Annotated in this window: 13 protein-coding genes, 1 tRNA gene and 1 rRNA gene; 12 read left to right on the top strand and 3 right to left on the bottom strand. The window is 72.1% G+C overall.

What is annotated here, in order from left to right; translation table 11 throughout:
* The 8 genes from rrf to hemC form a co-directional block, all read left to right on the top strand.
* Positions 1-91: ribosomal RNA gene (gene rrf, locus LDO26_RS14335) — 5S ribosomal RNA — on the top strand; the annotation flags it as partial.
* 294 nt (positions 92-385) lie between these two features.
* Positions 386-461: transfer RNA gene (locus LDO26_RS14330), tRNA-Ile, on the top strand.
* A 79-nt stretch (positions 462-540) separates the two neighbouring features.
* Complete coding sequence (locus LDO26_RS14325) at positions 541-2,046, top strand: OpgD/OpgG family glucan biosynthesis protein (RefSeq protein ID WP_232131775.1); 1,506 nt, start codon at positions 541-543, stop codon at positions 2,044-2,046.
* Positions 2,043-3,959 carry a glucans biosynthesis glucosyltransferase MdoH gene (gene mdoH / locus LDO26_RS14320; protein ID WP_232131774.1) on the top strand — a complete coding sequence of 639 codons (1,917 nt, stop codon included), beginning with the start codon at positions 2,043-2,045 and terminating at the stop codon, positions 3,957-3,959. Before LDO26_RS14325 ends, mdoH begins: the two co-directional genes overlap by 4 nt.
* 257 nt (positions 3,960-4,216) lie before the next feature.
* Entirely contained in the window at positions 4,217-4,897 is a 681-nt protein-coding gene (locus LDO26_RS14315; protein ID WP_232131773.1) for an alpha/beta hydrolase, read from the top strand.
* 3 nt (positions 4,898-4,900) lie between these two features.
* Positions 4,901-5,980, top strand: a complete 1,080-nt coding sequence (locus LDO26_RS14310; RefSeq protein WP_232131772.1) for a sensor histidine kinase — start codon at positions 4,901-4,903, stop codon at positions 5,978-5,980.
* Positions 5,977-6,708 carry a LytR/AlgR family response regulator transcription factor gene (locus tag LDO26_RS14305; RefSeq protein WP_343226182.1) on the top strand — a complete coding sequence of 244 codons (732 nt, stop codon included), beginning with the start codon at positions 5,977-5,979 and terminating at the stop codon, positions 6,706-6,708. Before LDO26_RS14310 ends, LDO26_RS14305 begins: the two co-directional genes overlap by 4 nt.
* A gap of 60 nt (positions 6,709-6,768) precedes the next feature.
* Positions 6,769-7,680 carry a hydroxymethylbilane synthase gene (gene hemC, locus LDO26_RS14300; RefSeq protein WP_232131771.1) on the top strand — a complete coding sequence of 304 codons (912 nt, stop codon included), beginning with the start codon at positions 6,769-6,771 and terminating at the stop codon, positions 7,678-7,680.
* A gap of 103 nt (positions 7,681-7,783) precedes the next feature.
* Here the strand turns inward: hemC and LDO26_RS14295 are convergent, their stop codons facing one another.
* Together LDO26_RS14295 and LDO26_RS14290 are read right to left on the bottom strand one after the other, a co-directional pair.
* On the bottom strand, positions 7,784-8,467 hold the full coding sequence (locus LDO26_RS14295; protein ID WP_232131770.1) for a DUF481 domain-containing protein: 684 nt from the start codon (positions 8,465-8,467) through the stop codon (positions 7,784-7,786).
* A gap of 98 nt (positions 8,468-8,565) precedes the next feature.
* Positions 8,566-9,432, bottom strand: a complete 867-nt coding sequence (locus tag LDO26_RS14290; protein ID WP_232131769.1) for a hypothetical protein — start codon at positions 9,430-9,432, stop codon at positions 8,566-8,568.
* A 197-nt stretch (positions 9,433-9,629) separates the two neighbouring features.
* Between LDO26_RS14290 and LDO26_RS14285 the strand changes: the two genes are divergently transcribed.
* Entirely contained in the window at positions 9,630-11,024 is a 1,395-nt protein-coding gene (locus LDO26_RS14285) for an FAD/NAD(P)-binding protein (RefSeq protein WP_232131768.1), read from the top strand.
* Positions 11,025-11,041: 17 nt separating this feature from the next.
* Here LDO26_RS14285 and LDO26_RS14280 read toward each other — a convergent pair whose 3' ends face one another.
* Positions 11,042-11,641: a hypothetical protein gene (locus LDO26_RS14280; protein ID WP_232131767.1), complete on the bottom strand. Its 600-nt coding sequence runs from the start codon at positions 11,639-11,641 to the stop codon at positions 11,042-11,044.
* A 137-nt stretch (positions 11,642-11,778) separates the two neighbouring features.
* On the opposite strand from LDO26_RS14280, the gene LDO26_RS14275 reads away from it, so the two are divergent.
* The 3 genes from LDO26_RS14275 (at position 11,779) to LDO26_RS14265 (ending at position 15,557) form a co-directional block, all read left to right on the top strand.
* On the top strand, positions 11,779-12,747 hold the full coding sequence (locus tag LDO26_RS14275) for a helix-turn-helix transcriptional regulator (RefSeq protein ID WP_232131766.1): 969 nt from the start codon (positions 11,779-11,781) through the stop codon (positions 12,745-12,747).
* A gap of 194 nt (positions 12,748-12,941) precedes the next feature.
* Complete coding sequence (locus LDO26_RS14270; RefSeq protein WP_232131765.1) at positions 12,942-13,307, top strand: hypothetical protein; 366 nt, start codon at positions 12,942-12,944, stop codon at positions 13,305-13,307.
* Between the two features lie 93 nt (positions 13,308-13,400).
* Positions 13,401-15,557 (top strand): prolyl oligopeptidase family serine peptidase, encoded by a 2,157-nt coding sequence (locus tag LDO26_RS14265; protein WP_232131764.1) that lies wholly within the window; start codon positions 13,401-13,403, stop codon positions 15,555-15,557.
* Positions 15,558-15,593: the final 36 nt, after the last annotated feature.

The following is a 15,593-nucleotide window of genomic DNA, read 5'->3' as shown; positions in this document are numbered from 1 at the left end:
ACCACCCGATCCCATTCCGAACTCGGAAGTGAAACGTACATGCGCCGATGGTAGTGTGCATCCAGCATGCGAGAGTAGGTCATCGCCAGGGTTTTATCCAAAACCCCCCGCCGGTTCCCGGCGGGGGGTTTTTCTTTGGTTCTTTCGTAGGTCGGCCCCACGCGGCCGACGGGGATGACGTCCGGGGGCGCACGGCGTCGGGGGCGTTGCCCCGACCTACGGGCGCGGTGGCTCCGGGAGGTTTATCCGGACGAGGGGGGCGTTGTCCGATCGATGCGGGATGACGTGCGCCGGTTGGAGGGCGAAAACGTTCGGGTACCCGGTTGCTGCGTGCGGCGGATGACGCGGCAAAAGCCTGCGGCGGCTTGTTACGATTGCGTCCCGCGGGCCTATAGCTCAATGGTCAGAGCAGAGGACTCATAATCCTTTGGTTCCAGGTTCGAGTCCTGGTGGGCCCACCATCGCCGCGACGGCTTCGCGCAATGCTTACAACCCCGCCGCTACAGTCTCACGCTGATCCTGAATACGGCTGGGTGCTGGGTGAGACGACGCGATGTACTGGCGGGCGCGATGGCGCTTCCGTTGTTTGGTGGCTGGTGGCCGGCGCTGGGTGCGGGCGACGCGACGGCTTTCGACGACCGGACGGTGGTGTCGCTGGCGCGGGCGTTGGCGGCCCGGCCCTACGCACCGCCTGATGCGCGCCTGCCCGCGTCGCTGGCTGACAGCAGCTACGACCAGTACCGCGATTTCCGCTTCCGGCCCGAGCATGCGTTGTGGGGCGACGACGACGGGCGCTTCCAGGCGCGGTTCTTCCACCGCGGCTTCCTGTTCCGCGAGCGGGTGGACCTGCATGTCGTCGAGAACAGCCAGGCGCGCGCCCTGCGCTTCTCGACCGATGATTTCGATTACAGCCCCAATCCGGCGCCGCAGCTCGACGACATCGGCTTCGCCGGTTTCCGCCTGCATGGCCCCTTGAACCGGCCCGGCGTGCAGGACGAGATCTGCGCGTTCCTCGGCGCCAGCTATTTCCGGGCGGTCGCGCAAGGCCTGGGGTACGGCCTGTCGGCGCGCGGGCTTGCGCTGGGCAGCGGCGATCCGGAGCCCGAGGAATTTCCGGTGTTCCGGGCATTCTGGCTGCATCGCCCGGCCGTGGACGCGGAGACGATCATCATCGATGCGCTGCTCGACGGCCCCAGCGTCGCCGGTGCCTACCGTTTCGTCATCGCGCCCGGCCAGGACACGGTCTTCGACGTCGATGCCCGCCTGTTCCCGCGCGTGGACATCGCCAATGCGGGCATCGCGCCGCTGACGAGCATGTTCCATTTCGATGCCGGCGACCGCGTCGGCATCGACGACTACCGCCCGGCGGTGCACGATTCCGACGGCCTGGCGATGCTCACCGGCACCGGCGAGCAGGTCTGGCGTGCGCTGCGCAACCCGCAGGCGCTGCAGCACAGCGGCTTCCAGGACCGCGACCCGCGCGGATTCGGCCTGATGCAGCGCAAGCGCGCGTTCGGCGACTTCCAGGATGCGGAGGCCGGCTACGAGCGCCGCCCCGGCGCATGGGTCGAACCGCTGGCGGACTGGGGCGCGGGCGAGGTGCACCTGGTCGAGATTCCGACCGCAGACGAGTACCACGACAACATCGTCGCGTTCTGGCGCCCGGCCACGGCGCTGCACGCCGGCCGGGAAAGCCGCTGGCGCTACCGGCTGCACTGGTCGGGCGGGCATGTGTGGCTGCCGCGGCTTGCGACGGTCACGGCGACCCGGATCGGTGCGGTGCCGAAGACGCAGTCCGGGGCGCGCCTGTTCGTCATCGATCTCGACGGCGGCGCGGCGCTGGACGAGGCGGCGTTGCCGACGGTCGAGGCGGCCGCATCGGCAGGTCTGCTGCGACATCCGGTCGTGCACCGCCGCCCCGACGGCGGCTGGCGGGTCGGCTTCGAGCTGGAGCCACAGGATGCAGCGGTCGTCGAGCTGCGCATGCGGCTGCTGCATGACGGTGCGGCGTTCTCGGAGACCTGGCTCTACCGGTGGACGCCATGAGTGCGCCGCCCCGCCAGCCGGGCGAGTCGGACATCGCCACATTGCCGACGATGCCGCCGGAGTCGCCGACCGCGATGCCGGTGCAGTCGCTGCGCGAGGGCCGCCTCGACACGCGCGTGCGACCTTCGTCGCCGCCCGGCATGGGGTGGCGGCGCGCATCGATCATCGGCACTTCCGCGGCGCTGACCCTGCTGGCGACCTACCAGATCTGGTGGCTGCTGCGGATCGGAGGCATCGACGTGCTCGAAGGCCTGCTGCTGGTGGTGTTCGTGCCGCTGTTCGCGTGGATCGTGCAGTCGTTCACCAGTTCGCTGGCCGGGTTCGTCATGGTGCTGCTGCGGCGGCCGGCGCGGCTGGGCATCGATACCGCGCAACCCCTGCCTGCGCTGCGCGCGCGTACCGCGTTGCTGATGCCCACCTACAACGAGGATCCCGAGCGGCTGATGGCCGGCCTGCAGGCGATCCTCGAGTCGCTCGAGGCGACCGGGCAGGGCGAGCGCTTCGATCTGTTCGTGCTCAGCGACACGCGCGACGCGGGCATCCACGCACGCGAGGTGCAGGCGTTCGAGCGGATGCGCACGCGCACCGGCGCGCGCAACCTCTACTACCGCCGCCGCGACGACAACCACGAACGCAAGGCCGGCAACATCGCCGACTGGGTGCGGCGCTGGGGCGGCGCGTATCCGCAGTTCCTGATCCTCGACGCCGACAGCCTGATGACCGGCGATACGCTGGTGCGGCTGGCTGCGGCGATGGAAGGCCACGACGACGTCGCACTGATCCAGACGCTGCCGCTGATCGTCAACGGCGCGACCGTGTTCGCGCGCATGCAGCAGTTTTCCGGGCGCATCTACGGGCCGGTCATCGCCCAGGGCGTGGCCTGGTGGCATGGTGCCGAGAGCAACTACTGGGGCCACAACGCGATGATCCGCACCGCGGCCTTCGCCGGCAACGGCGGGCTGCCGGCGCTGCAGGGCACGGTGCCGTTCCGTGGCAACGTGCTCAGCCACGACTTCGTCGAGGCGGCGCTGATGCGTCGCGGCGGCTGGGCGCTGCACATGATCCCCACGCTCGAGGGCAGCTACGAAGAAGGCCCGCCGACATTGACCGACATGCTGGTGCGCGACCGCCGCTGGTGCCAGGGCAACCTGCAGCACGGCGGCGTGCTGCCGGCGCGCGGCCTGCACTGGGTCAGCCGCTGGCACCTGCTGATCGGCATCGGCCATTACCTCACCGCGCCGCTGTGGGCGATGCTGATCCTGATCGGCCTGGCGATTCCGCTGCAGCACGGCATGCCGGGCGAAGGCGGCTTCTCGGCCGCCGGCTACTGGATGGCGATCGATTCCGGCCGCTTCCTCGGCGTGTTCGCGCTGACGATGGCGATGCTGTTCGCGCCGAAGGTGATGGGCTACATCGTCACGATGCTCGACCCGCGTCTGCGCCGCGGCTGCGGTGGCGCGCTGCGGGCGCTGGCCAGCGTGCTGGTCGAGAACGTGCTGGCGGCGCTGATGGCGCCGGTGACGATGTACGTGCAGTCGCGTGGCGTCGCCGAGGTGCTGGCGGGCAGGGATTCGGGCTGGGACGCGCAGCAGCGCGACGACGGCCGGCAGACGCTGGCCGACCTGTGGCGCAGCTATCGCGGCACCACGTTGCTGGGCCTGGTGATGGGCGTCGCGGCGGTCGCGATGTCGCCGGGGCTGGCGCTGTGGATGTCGCCGGTCATCGTCGGCCTGGCCGGCTCGATCCCGATCGTCCGGCTGACGTCCTCGCGCCGGCTCGGCCAGTGGATGCGCCGCCACCGGCTGTTCACGACGCCCGAGGAACAGGATCCGCCGCTGGTGCTGCGGCGTGCCGGTGCGTTGCGCGCGGAGGCGGCACGCGGTGTCGACGCAGCGGTGGACCTGCCCGGCTGAGCCTCTGCCGTCACCGCCGTAGGTCGGGGCAACGCCCCCGACGCCGGGACGCGCGGCCAGGTCGCATCGGGCAGACCTCCGACATCGCGCCAGACCCGGACGCCGCGCACGTCGGCCGCGTAGGGCCGACCTACGCAGGATCGGGCGACTCTCTTCCAGAAGACCCCGGTTTTTTCCGTCCGTGGCGGGCCGCGCGGCGCATGGCCGCCGTCGGCGACGGTCTACACTTGCGTCTTTCCCGACAACCAAAGGACCGCATGGACACGCCCGACCTGCTCGAGTGCATCGAACGCGAAACCGGAGCCGATCCCCGCTGGAGCGTGATCTGGCTGCATGGCCTCGGTGCCGACGGCCACGATTTCGTGCCGATCCTGCCCGAACTCGTGCGCCGCGACTGGCCGGCGGTGCGCTTCCTGTTCCCGCACGCGCCGGTGCGCGCGGTGACGATCAACAACGGTGTGCGCATGCGCGCCTGGTACGACATCCAGGACATCGACCTGGCCAACCGCGCCGACGAATCCGGCGTGCTGGCCTCGGTGGCGCAGGTCGATGCGCTGATCGCGCGCGAGGCCGCGCGCGGCGTGCCGCCGGCGCGGATCGTGCTGGCCGGTTTCTCGCAGGGTGGCGCGGTGACGCTGGCCGCAGGCCTGCGCCGGCGCGAGCCGCTGGCCGGCCTGGTCGCGCTGTCGACCTACCTGCCCGCGGCCAACACCGCGCAGGCGGCGCTGGTCGACGGCGCCAACCGCCAGCCGGTGTTCATGGCGCACGGCAGCCAGGACCCGGTGGTGCCGGTCGCAGCCGGCGAGCGCAGCGCGGCGCTGCTGCGCGCGTTCGGCTTCGACGTGCAGTGGCACACCTATCCGATGCCGCACTCGGTCTGTGCCGAGGAGATCGCCGCGCTCGGCGACTGGCTGACGACCCGGTTCCAGGCCGCCTGACGCATGACCGCGCCGGCCGGCGACGGGATCTGGCTGCCGGACCTGTGCCGGCTGCCGCGGCTGGCGACGATGCTGGGACTGGCGCAGATGACGGTGGTCATCGTGGCGCTGGTGCCTGGCGCCGCACCGGGCTGGGACGCACGCGATTTCCTCACCGCCAGTGGCTATGCGCTGTGGCTGGCGCTGGCGGTATCGGTGCTGCTGTGCGCCGCGCGCGCGCAGCTGTCGCGGCTGCCGGTGCGGCTGGGCGCGATCGCCGCAGTCGTGATCGCGATGCTGATCGCGCTGGTGGCCTCGGCGATCGTGCACGGCCTGTTCGCCAGCGTCGATGGCGACGGCCACCTGCCCTCGACCGGCCGTTTCGTCGGCGGCAGCGCGGCGGTGGTGGCGCTGCTGACCGCGATTGCGCTGCGCTATTTCTACGTGATCGACCGCTGGCAGGGACAGGTGGCCGCGCAGGCGCGGGCCGAAGCCGATGCGCTGCAGGCGCGGATCCGCCCGCACTTCCTGTTCAACAGCATGAACATGATCGCGATGCTGCTGCGCCGCGACCCGGTCGTCGCCGAGCGCGCGGTGCTCGACCTGTCGGACCTGTTCCGCGCCGCGCTGGGGGCTGGCGAGGGCAGCTCGACGCTGGCCGAGGAGGTCGCGCTGGCCGAGCGCTACCTGTCGATCGAACAGCTGCGGCTGGGCGAGCGCCTGCAGGTCCGCTGGCGTCGCACCGAACCGCTGCCGTGGGACCTGCCGATGCCGCGGCTGGTGCTGCAGCCGCTGCTGGAGAACGCAGTGCTGCACGGCATCTCGCGCCTGCCCGAGGGCGGCAGGATCGACGTCAGCCTGGACGCGACGCCCGAGACGCTGCGGATCGTCATCCGCAACCCGTCGCTGGCGCCGGGCGCGCAGCCCGTGCCGCCGCGGGCGCAGGGGGCCGGCCATGCCCAGCGCAGCATCGCCCAGCGGCTGGGCTATGCCTTCGGCCCGCGCGCGCGGATGACCTACGGCTGGGACGATGGCTACTATGCCTGCAACATCCACCTGCCGGTCGCCTGGGAGGCGGCTGCCGCGAAGGAGCGACAGCTGTGAAGGTCGTGATCGCCGATGACGAACCGCTGGCGCGCGCGCGCCTGCGCATGCTGCTCGACGCCGAGCCGGGCATCGAGGTGGTGGCCGAGGCCGGCGACGGCCGCGCGGCGCTGGAGGCCTGCGCCGCGCACGATCCGGCGCTGGTGCTGCTGGACATCGCCATGCCCGGCATCGACGGGCTCGAGGTCGCGCGCCACCTCAGCGCCTTCGAGCCGCGTCCGGCGGTGGTGTTCTGCACCGCCTACGACGCCCACGCGCTGAAGGCCTTCGAGGCCGCCGCGGTCGACTACCTGGTCAAGCCGGTGCGGCCGGAGCGGTTGCAGGCCGCGCTCGAGCGTGCGCGCACATATACCGCGGGACGCGAGGCGGTCGCCGGCAACGGCGACGGGGAGAAGCACCGCAGCCACCTGTGCGCACGGTTGCGCGGCAGCCTGCGGCTGATCCCGATCGAGGAGATCCGCTACCTGCAGGCGGAGGAGAAGTATGTCGTCGTGCACCACGCGCGCGGCGAGGACCTGGTGGAGGAGTCGCTGAAATCGCTGGAGGACGAGTTCGGCCCGCGCTTCCTGCGGATCCATCGCAACTGCCTGGTTGCGCGGCACGAACTGGTCGAGCTGCGCCGCGATCTCGACGGCCACGTGCATGCGGTGCTGCGCCATGGCGACCGGCCGCTGGAGGTCAGCCGGCGCTGCGTGTCGCAGTTGCGCGAGGTCGTGCGCCAGCTGTAGCCACGGGCCGCGGCCACGGTCGATTCGCGTCGCGGCGGGGCGATCGCCGATAATGCGCGGATGGATCGTCTACGCATCGCCACCCGCAGGAGCCCGCTCGCGCTGTGGCAGAGCGAGCACGCGGCGACGCTGCTGCGCGCGCTCGTGCCGGGACTCGACGTCGAACTGGTGCCGATGAGCACGCGCGGCGACGAGGTGCTGGACCGCTCGCTGGCGGCGATCGGCGGCAAGGGCCTGTTCCTCAAGGAGCTGGAAGTGGCGATGGCGCGCGGCGAGGCCGACTGCGCCGTGCATTCGCTCAAGGACGTGCCGATGTGGCTGGAGCCGGGCTTCGCGCTGCCGGCGATCCTGGCCCGCGCCGACCATGCCGACGCGTTCGTCAGCAACCGCTTCGACGCGATCGATGCCTTGCCGCAAGGCGCGCGCGTCGGTACCTCGTCGCTGCGGCGCCAGGCGCAACTGCGCGCGCGGCGCCCCGACCTGACCCTGCTCGACCTGCGCGGCAACGTCAACACGCGGCTGGCGAAACTCGATGCCGGCGACTACGACGCCATCGTGCTGGCCTGCGCCGGGCTGGCGCGGCTGGGGCTGGAATACCGGATCCGCGCGCGGCTCGACGCCCCGGACTGGCTGCCGGCGCCGGCACAGGGCGCGATCGCCATCGAGTGCCGCGACGACAACCCCGCGGTGCAGACGCTGCTCGCCCGGCTCGACGACCGCTTCACCCGGGTGCAGGTCGAGGCCGAGCGGGCGATGAACCGTGCACTGCACGGCAGCTGCCACGTGCCGGTCGCGGCGTTCGCGCAGCTGCACGAGGATCGCCTGCGGCTGTCCGGGCTGGTCGGCTCGGCCAGCGACGGCCAGGTGGTGCGGGCGTCGGGCGAGGCCGACGCCGATGCCGCCGAGTCGCTGGGCGCCGAGGTGGCGGCGCGCCTGCTTGGGGCCGGCGCCGGCGCATTTCTGCCAGGCTGATCTGCCGCGCTGGTCTGTGGTTGTTGCCTCGAGCCTGGGGGAAGACGGCTGCCCCGATCCTGCGTCGGTCGGCCCTACGCGGCCGACGCGCGTTGCTACGCCGTCAGAACGTGTAGCGCACCCGCAGCGAACCTTCGGTGTCGGTGCTGCCCTGGCCGCCGTTGCCGAGGGTGTCGTGGCGCAGCTCGAAATCCGAGCGCAGCGTCCATTGCGGCAGCAGTTCGTAGTCGAACGCGAGCGTCTGCCGGACGAAGGTGTTCTCGCGGCCGGTCTCGACCTGCACCTGCTGGGTGAAGGACGCGCGTTCCCCCAGTTCCTTCGACAGCTGCATGCGGCCACGGGCAACGGGGCCGGGCACCGCGGTGCCGAAGTCGGTATAGGGCTCGATGCGGATGCCGGTGCCGAATTCCAGCTGCAGGGTCGTTTCGGGGCTGCGGATCGCCTCGATGCCGTAGCTGGCGTCCCATTTCACGTGGTTGCCACCGGAGCGGAAACTGTCGCGCTGCGAGAACGGCGAATTCAGCGCGACGATGCGCCGGGTAGGCAGCGGCAACAGCGGCGCCGCAACGTCCCTGGGGCGGACGCCGGGGGCGCGCGGTTGCCAGATCCGCTGGGTGGTGGCGATCGGCCGCAGCTCGGCGTCGCGGCAGCTCAGCTGGTAGCAGGGGCGGCGCAGGGGCACCTGCCGCGCGGCCACAGCGACGATCGCGGTCTGCTCCGGCGCAGCCGGAAGCGGGTGGGTGATTGTTGGCAGGCCCGCAATGGCCAACCACCAGCCGGCAAGCATGTCAGCCCATTCATGTAATCGGTTCCATGCATTATGCCGCGGTTTCGTGGCACTTCAAGCCGAGGGCGCGGCAGCGAGCCCGGGCGTGCCGGCGGGGTTCAGGCGGGCGCGGGCTCCAGTTTGCCGTGGCGCAGCAGCAGGCCGCGCTCGATGCCGGCGCCGGCCAGCAGCGCGGCGGCGGCGAATCCCAGCAGCAGCCAGGCCGGCAGCAGTTGCATCGCCGCCGCACTCCAGGCCAGCAGTGGGGCGACCGCGAGCAGGGAGACGGCCGCCAACCGCAGGTGGCGGGTCCGTGCGCGCCGGCCCGGATCCGTCGCTGTCGCGGCCTGTGCCCCGCGGTCGGCCGCGCGCCACTGCACCGCGGCGCAGGCGGCCGCGGCGACGCCCAGGCCGGTCAGCGTGGCCAGCATCGTCACGCCGTCGTTGTAGGACACGAACAGCAGCTGCATCAGCAGATACAGCACCGCAAGCCCGCAGGCCATGGCCAGCAGGACCCGGATCGGCAGCGTCATCGGATGCTGCCAGGCGGCCACCGCCGGCGCGGCGCGGGATAGCGCGGTCGCGGTGGCCGCGGCCGTGGCGAACGCGCTTGCCAGCAGCAGCAGGCCCAGCAGCGACAGTCCGGTCGCGCGGCTGGCGCCGGCCGGCGCCAGCGCGAGCAGTGCGGCCAGCAGCAGGGCCAGCAGCAGCGTCGCCGTCGCCAGCAGGGCCGCCCGCGCCGGCCAATCGGTGCGCCATCGGGCCGCTGCGCCGCGCAGGCGCGCACTGCCGGGTCCGCGGGCGAACAGGCCGGCGGCGACCAGCGCTGCGCCGAGCAGCAGGGCCAGCAACTGCAACTGGTGCAGCGAGGACGCGGACGCGGCGCGCATGTGCAGCAGGGCGATCGTCATCCCGGTCCACATCAGCAGGCCGAGGCCGGCGGCCGACAGGGTGGACAGGACACTGGTGGTCAGCAGGTGCGGCATGGCGGCTCCGTCGATGCGGGGCGAAAAAGGCGTTGACAGGCGGCCGCGATCCGGTCCCCGGGCCAGGCCGCCGGCAGGTGCGCCAGCCTGCCATGCGGGGACCGGACGGGGAAGCGACCTGCGGCACGTCCTGGCGAGTCCGCGGCAGCCGGCGCCGCGGATGGGATACTGGCCGCCCGCCATTGCCGAGGTCCGCCGTGCCGTCCTCTTCCACCTCCGCCCGGCTCGATGTCGCGATCGTCGGCGCCGGCGCCTGCGGCGCCCTCGTGGCCTGGCATCTGCTCGGGCGCGATGCGGCCGACGATGGGGCGCTGCGCGTGGCACTGGTCGAGCCGCGCGCCGCGCTGGCGCAGGGCGTGGCCTACTCGACGCCGCGCGCCGAGCACATCCTCAACGTCAATGCCGCGCGGATGAGCGCATTCGACACCCGGCCCGACGATTTCCTGCAGTACCTGGCCGCGCAACCGGAAGCCGGAGGACAGGAGATCGATGCGCTGGCCGGCGTGTTCGCGCCGCGCCGGGTCTACGGTCGCTACCTCGCGCAGCGGCTGGCGACGCGGGCCGCTGCCGCCGCGCCGGAGCGCAGGACCGATGCGGCGGTCGACATCCGGCCCGAGGCCGGTGGCTACGCCCTCAGCCTCGCGTCCGGCGCCGCCCTGCACGCGCGCGCCGTGGTGCTGGCGCTGGGCAACCTGCCGGCGGCATTGCCGCTGCCGCCGGGGGCGGTCGCGCCGGCCGGCGTCGTCGAGGCCTGGGACCATGCGGCGGTGGCGGCGATCGATCCCGGCGACGAGGTCTGCATCGTCGGTGCGGGCCTGAGCATGGTCGACGTGGTGCTGACCCTGCACGCGAACGGCCACCGCGGCCGGATCACCGCCGTCTCCCGGCACGGCCTGATGCCGCTGGCGCACGCCCCCGGGACCCTGCCGCAGGCCGGCGGCATCGATGCGCTGCTGCCGCTGGGCGTGCATGCGCGCATGCGCATGCTGCGTCGCTGGGCAGCCGAGGCGGTGGCCGCGGGGCGGCCGTGGCAGGACGCGATGGAGCGGCTGCGGCCGCAGGTGCAGGCCCTGTGGACCTCGCTGCCGGCCGACGAGCAGCGCCGCTTCCTGCGCCACGCGGTGCGCTACTGGGACATCCACCGCCACCGCATCGCGCCCGAGGCCGCGGCGGTGCTCGCAGAGCTCCAGGCTGCCGGCCGGTTCACGCTGCGCGCCGGGCATCTGCACGCGGTCGAGGCCGGGCCGCCGCTGCAGGTCCGGGTGCGGGCGCGCGGCACCGGCCGTGTCGACACGCTGGCGGTGGATCGTCTGGTCAACGCCACCGGCATGCACAAGGCGCTGCGCGGCGCCCCGGACCCGCTGCTGCCGGCGCTGCAGGCGCGTGGCCTGGTACGGGCCGGCCCGCACGGGCTGGGCGTGGACACCACCGTGGACGGACAACTGCGCGGCGCCGATGGCGTGCCGGTACCGGGACTGTGGACGCTCGGCGCGCTGCGCATCGGCAGCCTGTGGGAGAGCATCGCGATGCCGGAACTGCGCGGCCAGGCCGCGCGCGTGGCCGCCTGCGCACGGGCGTACGTCGCGCGCTGACCGGCCGCGCGCGTCCGCTACAGGCAGAACTGCTGCAGGCGCCGGATCTCCTCGGCCACCATTGCCTGGTCGCCGCTGGCGATGTTGTGGCGGATCTGCGGACAGGGATCGGTGGGGCCGCCGCCGAACAGCAGCGCGCCGATGCCGTTGACCACGTCCTGCGGGGACAGCGGTTCGCGCATCGCGAAGCGGCCGTCCGCCGCCGGCGGCGGGCGATGGCGCAACGGATCGGGGGCGAAATCGTTTGCCGGCGCCTGCGCCCGCACCCATTCGCGGGCCTGCTCGTGCAGCGATGGCGCCGAGGGCGACGCGTCCGTCGGCGGCGCGGGGATCTCGACCGCCTGCAGGGCGCGTGGCGCGGGCGCGGGCGTCGGTACCGACACCGGCCGGTGCGGGGCCGCGGCTGCCTCGACCGCTGCCGTGGCGGGCGCCGGGCTGGCGGGTACCGGCGGCCCGGCGACCGGGCGTTCGATCCAGATCACCTGCAGCGCCGTGGCCGCGCGCGACGTGTCGGCACGGTCGCGCTGCTGCCACAGCCACCAGAGCGCCAGTCCGTGCAGCAGCAGCGTCGCGAGCAGCGCCGGCAGCCAGTCGCGTCCTGCTTTCCCGTGCGCCATGCGTTGTCCCTGTTGTGCGCCCCGTGTGGGCGCGAGTCTAGGGCGGGCGGGGTTAAACCGCGGTTAGCCTCGGGCGGCGTGGATCGCGGCCCCGCGCCGGCCCCCGCGGCGGGGCCGGGACGCGCCATAATCGGCGCATGGACCGATACGAACGCATCCTCTCGCTGCACCGCATCCTCAAGACCTCGCGCTATCCGGTGACGGTGGCCAAGCTGCAGGACGAGCTCGAATGCTCGCGGGCGACGGTCTACCGCGACCTCGCCTTCCTGCGCGACGCGCTGATGGCGCCGGTCGTCGGCGACGGCGATGCCGGGTTCCGCTACGAGGCCGAGGACGGCGGGCGCTTCGAACTGCCGGGCCTGTGGCTCAATTCCGAGGAGCTGCATGCCCTGCTCGCCGCCCAGCAGCTTTTGTCCCGCAGCGGCGGCGGGGTGCTGTCGAGCGCGCTGGCGCCGTTGCAGTCGCGCATCGAGAAACTGCTGGACGAGCACTCGGCCGGCAAGCAGTGGCCGGTGCAGCGGGTGCGGGTGATTCCGCATCGCGGCCGACGCATGGACGAACACGCATTCCGCAACGTCTGCTCGGCGGTGCTGCAGCGCAAGCAGCTGGCGTTCGAGTACCGGGCCCGCTCGACCGACGAGAAGACCCGGCGCACGGTGTCGCCGCAGCGCATCACCCACTACCGCGACAACTGGTACCTCGACGCCTGGGACAACGACCGCGACGGCCTGCGCAGCTTCTCGGTCGACCGCATCAGCAACGCGCGGGTGCTGACGGCCGATGCCATCGACATCGACGAGGCCACGCTCGACACCCACCTGGCCGGCAGCTACGGCATCTTCTCCGGCGCGCCCAAGGGCGTGGCGACGATCCTCTTCAGCCCCAAGGCCGCGCGCTGGGTCGCCGACGAACACTGGCATTCGCAGCAGCAGGGGCGTTTCCTGCCCGACGGCCGCTACGAGCTGAAGGTGCCCTACAGCGGCGCCCGCGAACTGCTGATGGACGTGCTGCACTACGGGGCCGACGCCGAGATTCTCGAGCCGGTCGCGCTGCGCGAGCAGGCGCGCAGCCTGCTGGCGCTGGCGCTGAAGAAGTACGAGGACTGAGGCGCGGCCACTCCGCAGGTGCCGCGCGGCGTAGGGCGGGTCTCGACCCGCCATGGCGTCGAGCGGCGGGTCGAGACCCGCCCTACGGTGATCCGCTGGTCTGCGGCGCGCCATGCGCAGGGTCGCAGCCTGTGAGATGACGGCCCGACAGACTCGCCCCATGCCCGCTCCGGGCCTGCCGCGAGGTCTTCCCGATGTCGACGATCGAATCCGCCACCGACGACCGCCGCCTGCTCGGCGCTGCGCTGCTCGGGCTGCTGTTCCTGGGCGCTGTCGCGCTGTTGTCGTTCCCGGCCGCGCGCAGCGGCGCGGGCGCGCTCGGGCCGGCGCCGATGTGGCTGCTCGGCCTGCCGGCGGCCGCCTGGGCCACGTTGTGCCTGCTTCGCCTGCCACGCCGCCGCGGACCGGCCTCGTCAGCGGTTCCGCGGCGGCGTCGGCCAGGCCCTGCTGCGGCCCAGGCCACGCGCCGGCCGGCCAGGCGCAGGCGACCGGGCGTGGCGGGCAGGGTGCTGGCGGGCAGGGTGCTGGCGGCAGCGGGGCTGCTGACCGGCTTGCGCTGAGGCTCCCGGGGGCGCGTGACTTTGGTCACGCGGCCGGGTGGGGCGCGGCGTGCTAGCGTTGGCGGTCACCCCACCGCGCCCGCCGGAGTCGCCATGTCCCCGTTGTCCAAGCTCTGTCTCGCCGTCGGCATCAGCGCCGGCCTGTCGATGGGCGCCGCACATGCCCAGGAGGCCGCCGTGAACGATCCCCACCAGTGGCTCGAAGCCGTCACCGACGAGAAGGCGCTGGACTGGGTCCGCGCGCAGAACGCCAAGTCCGAGGCCGAACTGGCCGAGACCCCCGAGTTCAAGCAGCTCGAGGCCGACCTGCTGGCGATCTACGACTCCGACGACAAGATCCCCGGCGTCTACAAGCAGGGCGACTGGTACTACAACTTCTGGCGCGACAGGAACCACGAGCGCGGCATCTGGCGCCGCACCACGCTCGAGGAATACCGCAAGCCGCAGCCGCAGTGGGAGACCGTGCTCGACCTCGATGCGCTGAACGCGGCCGAGGGCGAGAACTGGGTCTGGCACGGCGCCAGCTGCCTGCGCCCGGCCTACACGCGCTGCCTGATCGCGCTGTCGCGCGGCGGCGCCGATGCCGACGTCACCCGCGAGTTCGACCTCTCGACCAAGACCTGGGTCGACGGTGGCTTCTTCCGCGACGAGGCCAAGGGCGGGCTGGGCTGGATCGACCAGGACAACGTCTACGTCTACACCGATTTCGGCGACGGCTCGCTGACCAGCTCGGGCTATCCGCGCATCGTCAAGCAGCTGGCGCGCGGCCAGTCGATGGACCAGGCCACGCTGGTCTACGAGGGCCAGCCCGATGACATGTACATCGCCGCGATCCACGACGACACGCCCGGCTTCGAGCGCGATTTCGTCAGCCGCACGCTGGCCTTCTACAACGACGAGCTGTATCTGCGTAACGGCGACGATGCACATGGATGTGCGAGTGGCGCGGGCGCAGGATGCGCAGGAGCGTCCGGCGCACTGACCAAGATCGACGCACCGAACTCGGCCAACAAGTCCGCGCACCGCGAATGGCTGATGCTGGAACTGCGCGAGCCCTGGACCGTCGCCGGCACGACCTATCCGGCCGGCGCGCTGCTGGTGGCGAAGTTCGACGACTACCTCGCCGGCAAGCGCGAGTTCGACGTGCTGTTCGAGCCGACCGAGACCACATCGCTGGCCGGTGCGACCTGGACGAAGAACCACCTCGTCGTCAACGTGCTCGAAGACGTCAAGAACCGGCTCACGGTGCTGACCCCGGGCGCCGATGGCTGGACACGCAGCGCGCTGGCCGGCGTGCCGGAACTGGGCACGGTGGCCGTGGCCGCGGTCGACAGCGACGAGTCCGACGCGCTGTGGATGACGGTGACCGACTTCCTCACTCCCAGCACGCTGATGCTGGCCGAGATCGGCAGCGACGCCGCGCCCGAAGTGCTCAAGACCATGCCGACGTTCTTCGACGCGTCCAGGCACGAGGTCGAACAGCACTTCGCCACGTCGAAGGACGGCACCCGCGTGCCGTACTTCCTGGTGCGGCCGAAGGACCTGGTGCTCGACGGCAGCAACCCGACCCTGCTCTACGGCTACGGCGGCTTCGAGATCTCGCTGACCCCGGGCTATTCGGGCGGCATCGGCAAGGGCTGGCTGGAGAAGGGCGGCGTGTACGCGGTCGCCAACATCCGCGGCGGCGGCGAGTACGGCCCGCGCTGGCACCAGGCGGCGCTCAAGCAGAACCGGCACAAGGCCTACGAGGACTTCGCCGCGGTCGCGCAGGACCTGATCGCGCGCAACATCACCTCGCCGGCGCACCTGGGCGTGCGCGGCGGCAGCAACGGCGGCCTGCTGACCGGCAACATGCTGACCCAGTATCCGGAGCTGTTCGGCGCGGTGGTGATCCAGGTGCCGCTGCTCGACATGCAGCGCTACCACAAGCTGCTGGCCGGCGCCTCGTGGATGGCCGAGTACGGCAACCCGGATACCGCCGACTGGCAGTTCATCCAGGAGTTCTCGCCCTACCACCTGTTCGACCCGGCGAAGGAATACCCGCCGACGATCCTGCTGACCTCCACGCGCGACGACCGCGTGCATCCCGGACATGCCCGCAAGATGATGGCGAAGATGTCCGAGGCCGGGAAGGACGTGCGCTACTACGAGAACATCGAAGGCGGCCACGGCGGCGCGGCGAACAACCGCCAGGCCGCGCACATGGACGCGCTGTACCTGACGTTCCTGTGGCAGCAGCTGGGCAAGTGATCCCACCCGTCGCCGGCCGCCGCCGCGGCCGGCGTT

Source organism: Proluteimonas luteida (assembly GCF_021191695.1).
Lineage (GTDB): Bacteria > Pseudomonadota > Gammaproteobacteria > Xanthomonadales > Xanthomonadaceae > Luteimonas > Luteimonas luteida.
Note: the sequence above shows the minus strand (reverse complement) of the source record. Positions and strands in the feature narration are given on the sequence as shown.

Excerpts from the sequence above, each read along its gene's own strand:
- mdoH (WP_232131774.1), top strand. The coding sequence starts at position 2,043 with ATGAGTGCGCCGCCCCGCCAGCCGGGCGAGTCGGACATCGCCACATTG.
- LDO26_RS14315 (WP_232131773.1), top strand. The coding sequence starts at position 4,217 with ATGGACACGCCCGACCTGCTCGAGTGCATCGAACGCGAAACCGGAGCC.
- LDO26_RS14310 (WP_232131772.1), top strand. The coding sequence starts at position 4,901 with ATGACCGCGCCGGCCGGCGACGGGATCTGGCTGCCGGACCTGTGCCGG.
- hemC (WP_232131771.1), top strand. The coding sequence starts at position 6,769 with ATGGATCGTCTACGCATCGCCACCCGCAGGAGCCCGCTCGCGCTGTGG.
- LDO26_RS14295 (WP_232131770.1), bottom strand. The coding sequence starts at position 8,467 with ATGCTTGCCGGCTGGTGGTTGGCCATTGCGGGCCTGCCAACAATCACC.
- LDO26_RS14290 (WP_232131769.1), bottom strand. The coding sequence starts at position 9,432 with ATGCCGCACCTGCTGACCACCAGTGTCCTGTCCACCCTGTCGGCCGCC.
- LDO26_RS14280 (WP_232131767.1), bottom strand. The coding sequence starts at position 11,641 with ATGGCGCACGGGAAAGCAGGACGCGACTGGCTGCCGGCGCTGCTCGCG.
- LDO26_RS14275 (WP_232131766.1), top strand. The coding sequence starts at position 11,779 with ATGGACCGATACGAACGCATCCTCTCGCTGCACCGCATCCTCAAGACC.
- LDO26_RS14270 (WP_232131765.1), top strand. The coding sequence starts at position 12,942 with ATGTCGACGATCGAATCCGCCACCGACGACCGCCGCCTGCTCGGCGCT.
- LDO26_RS14265 (WP_232131764.1), top strand. The coding sequence starts at position 13,401 with ATGTCCCCGTTGTCCAAGCTCTGTCTCGCCGTCGGCATCAGCGCCGGC.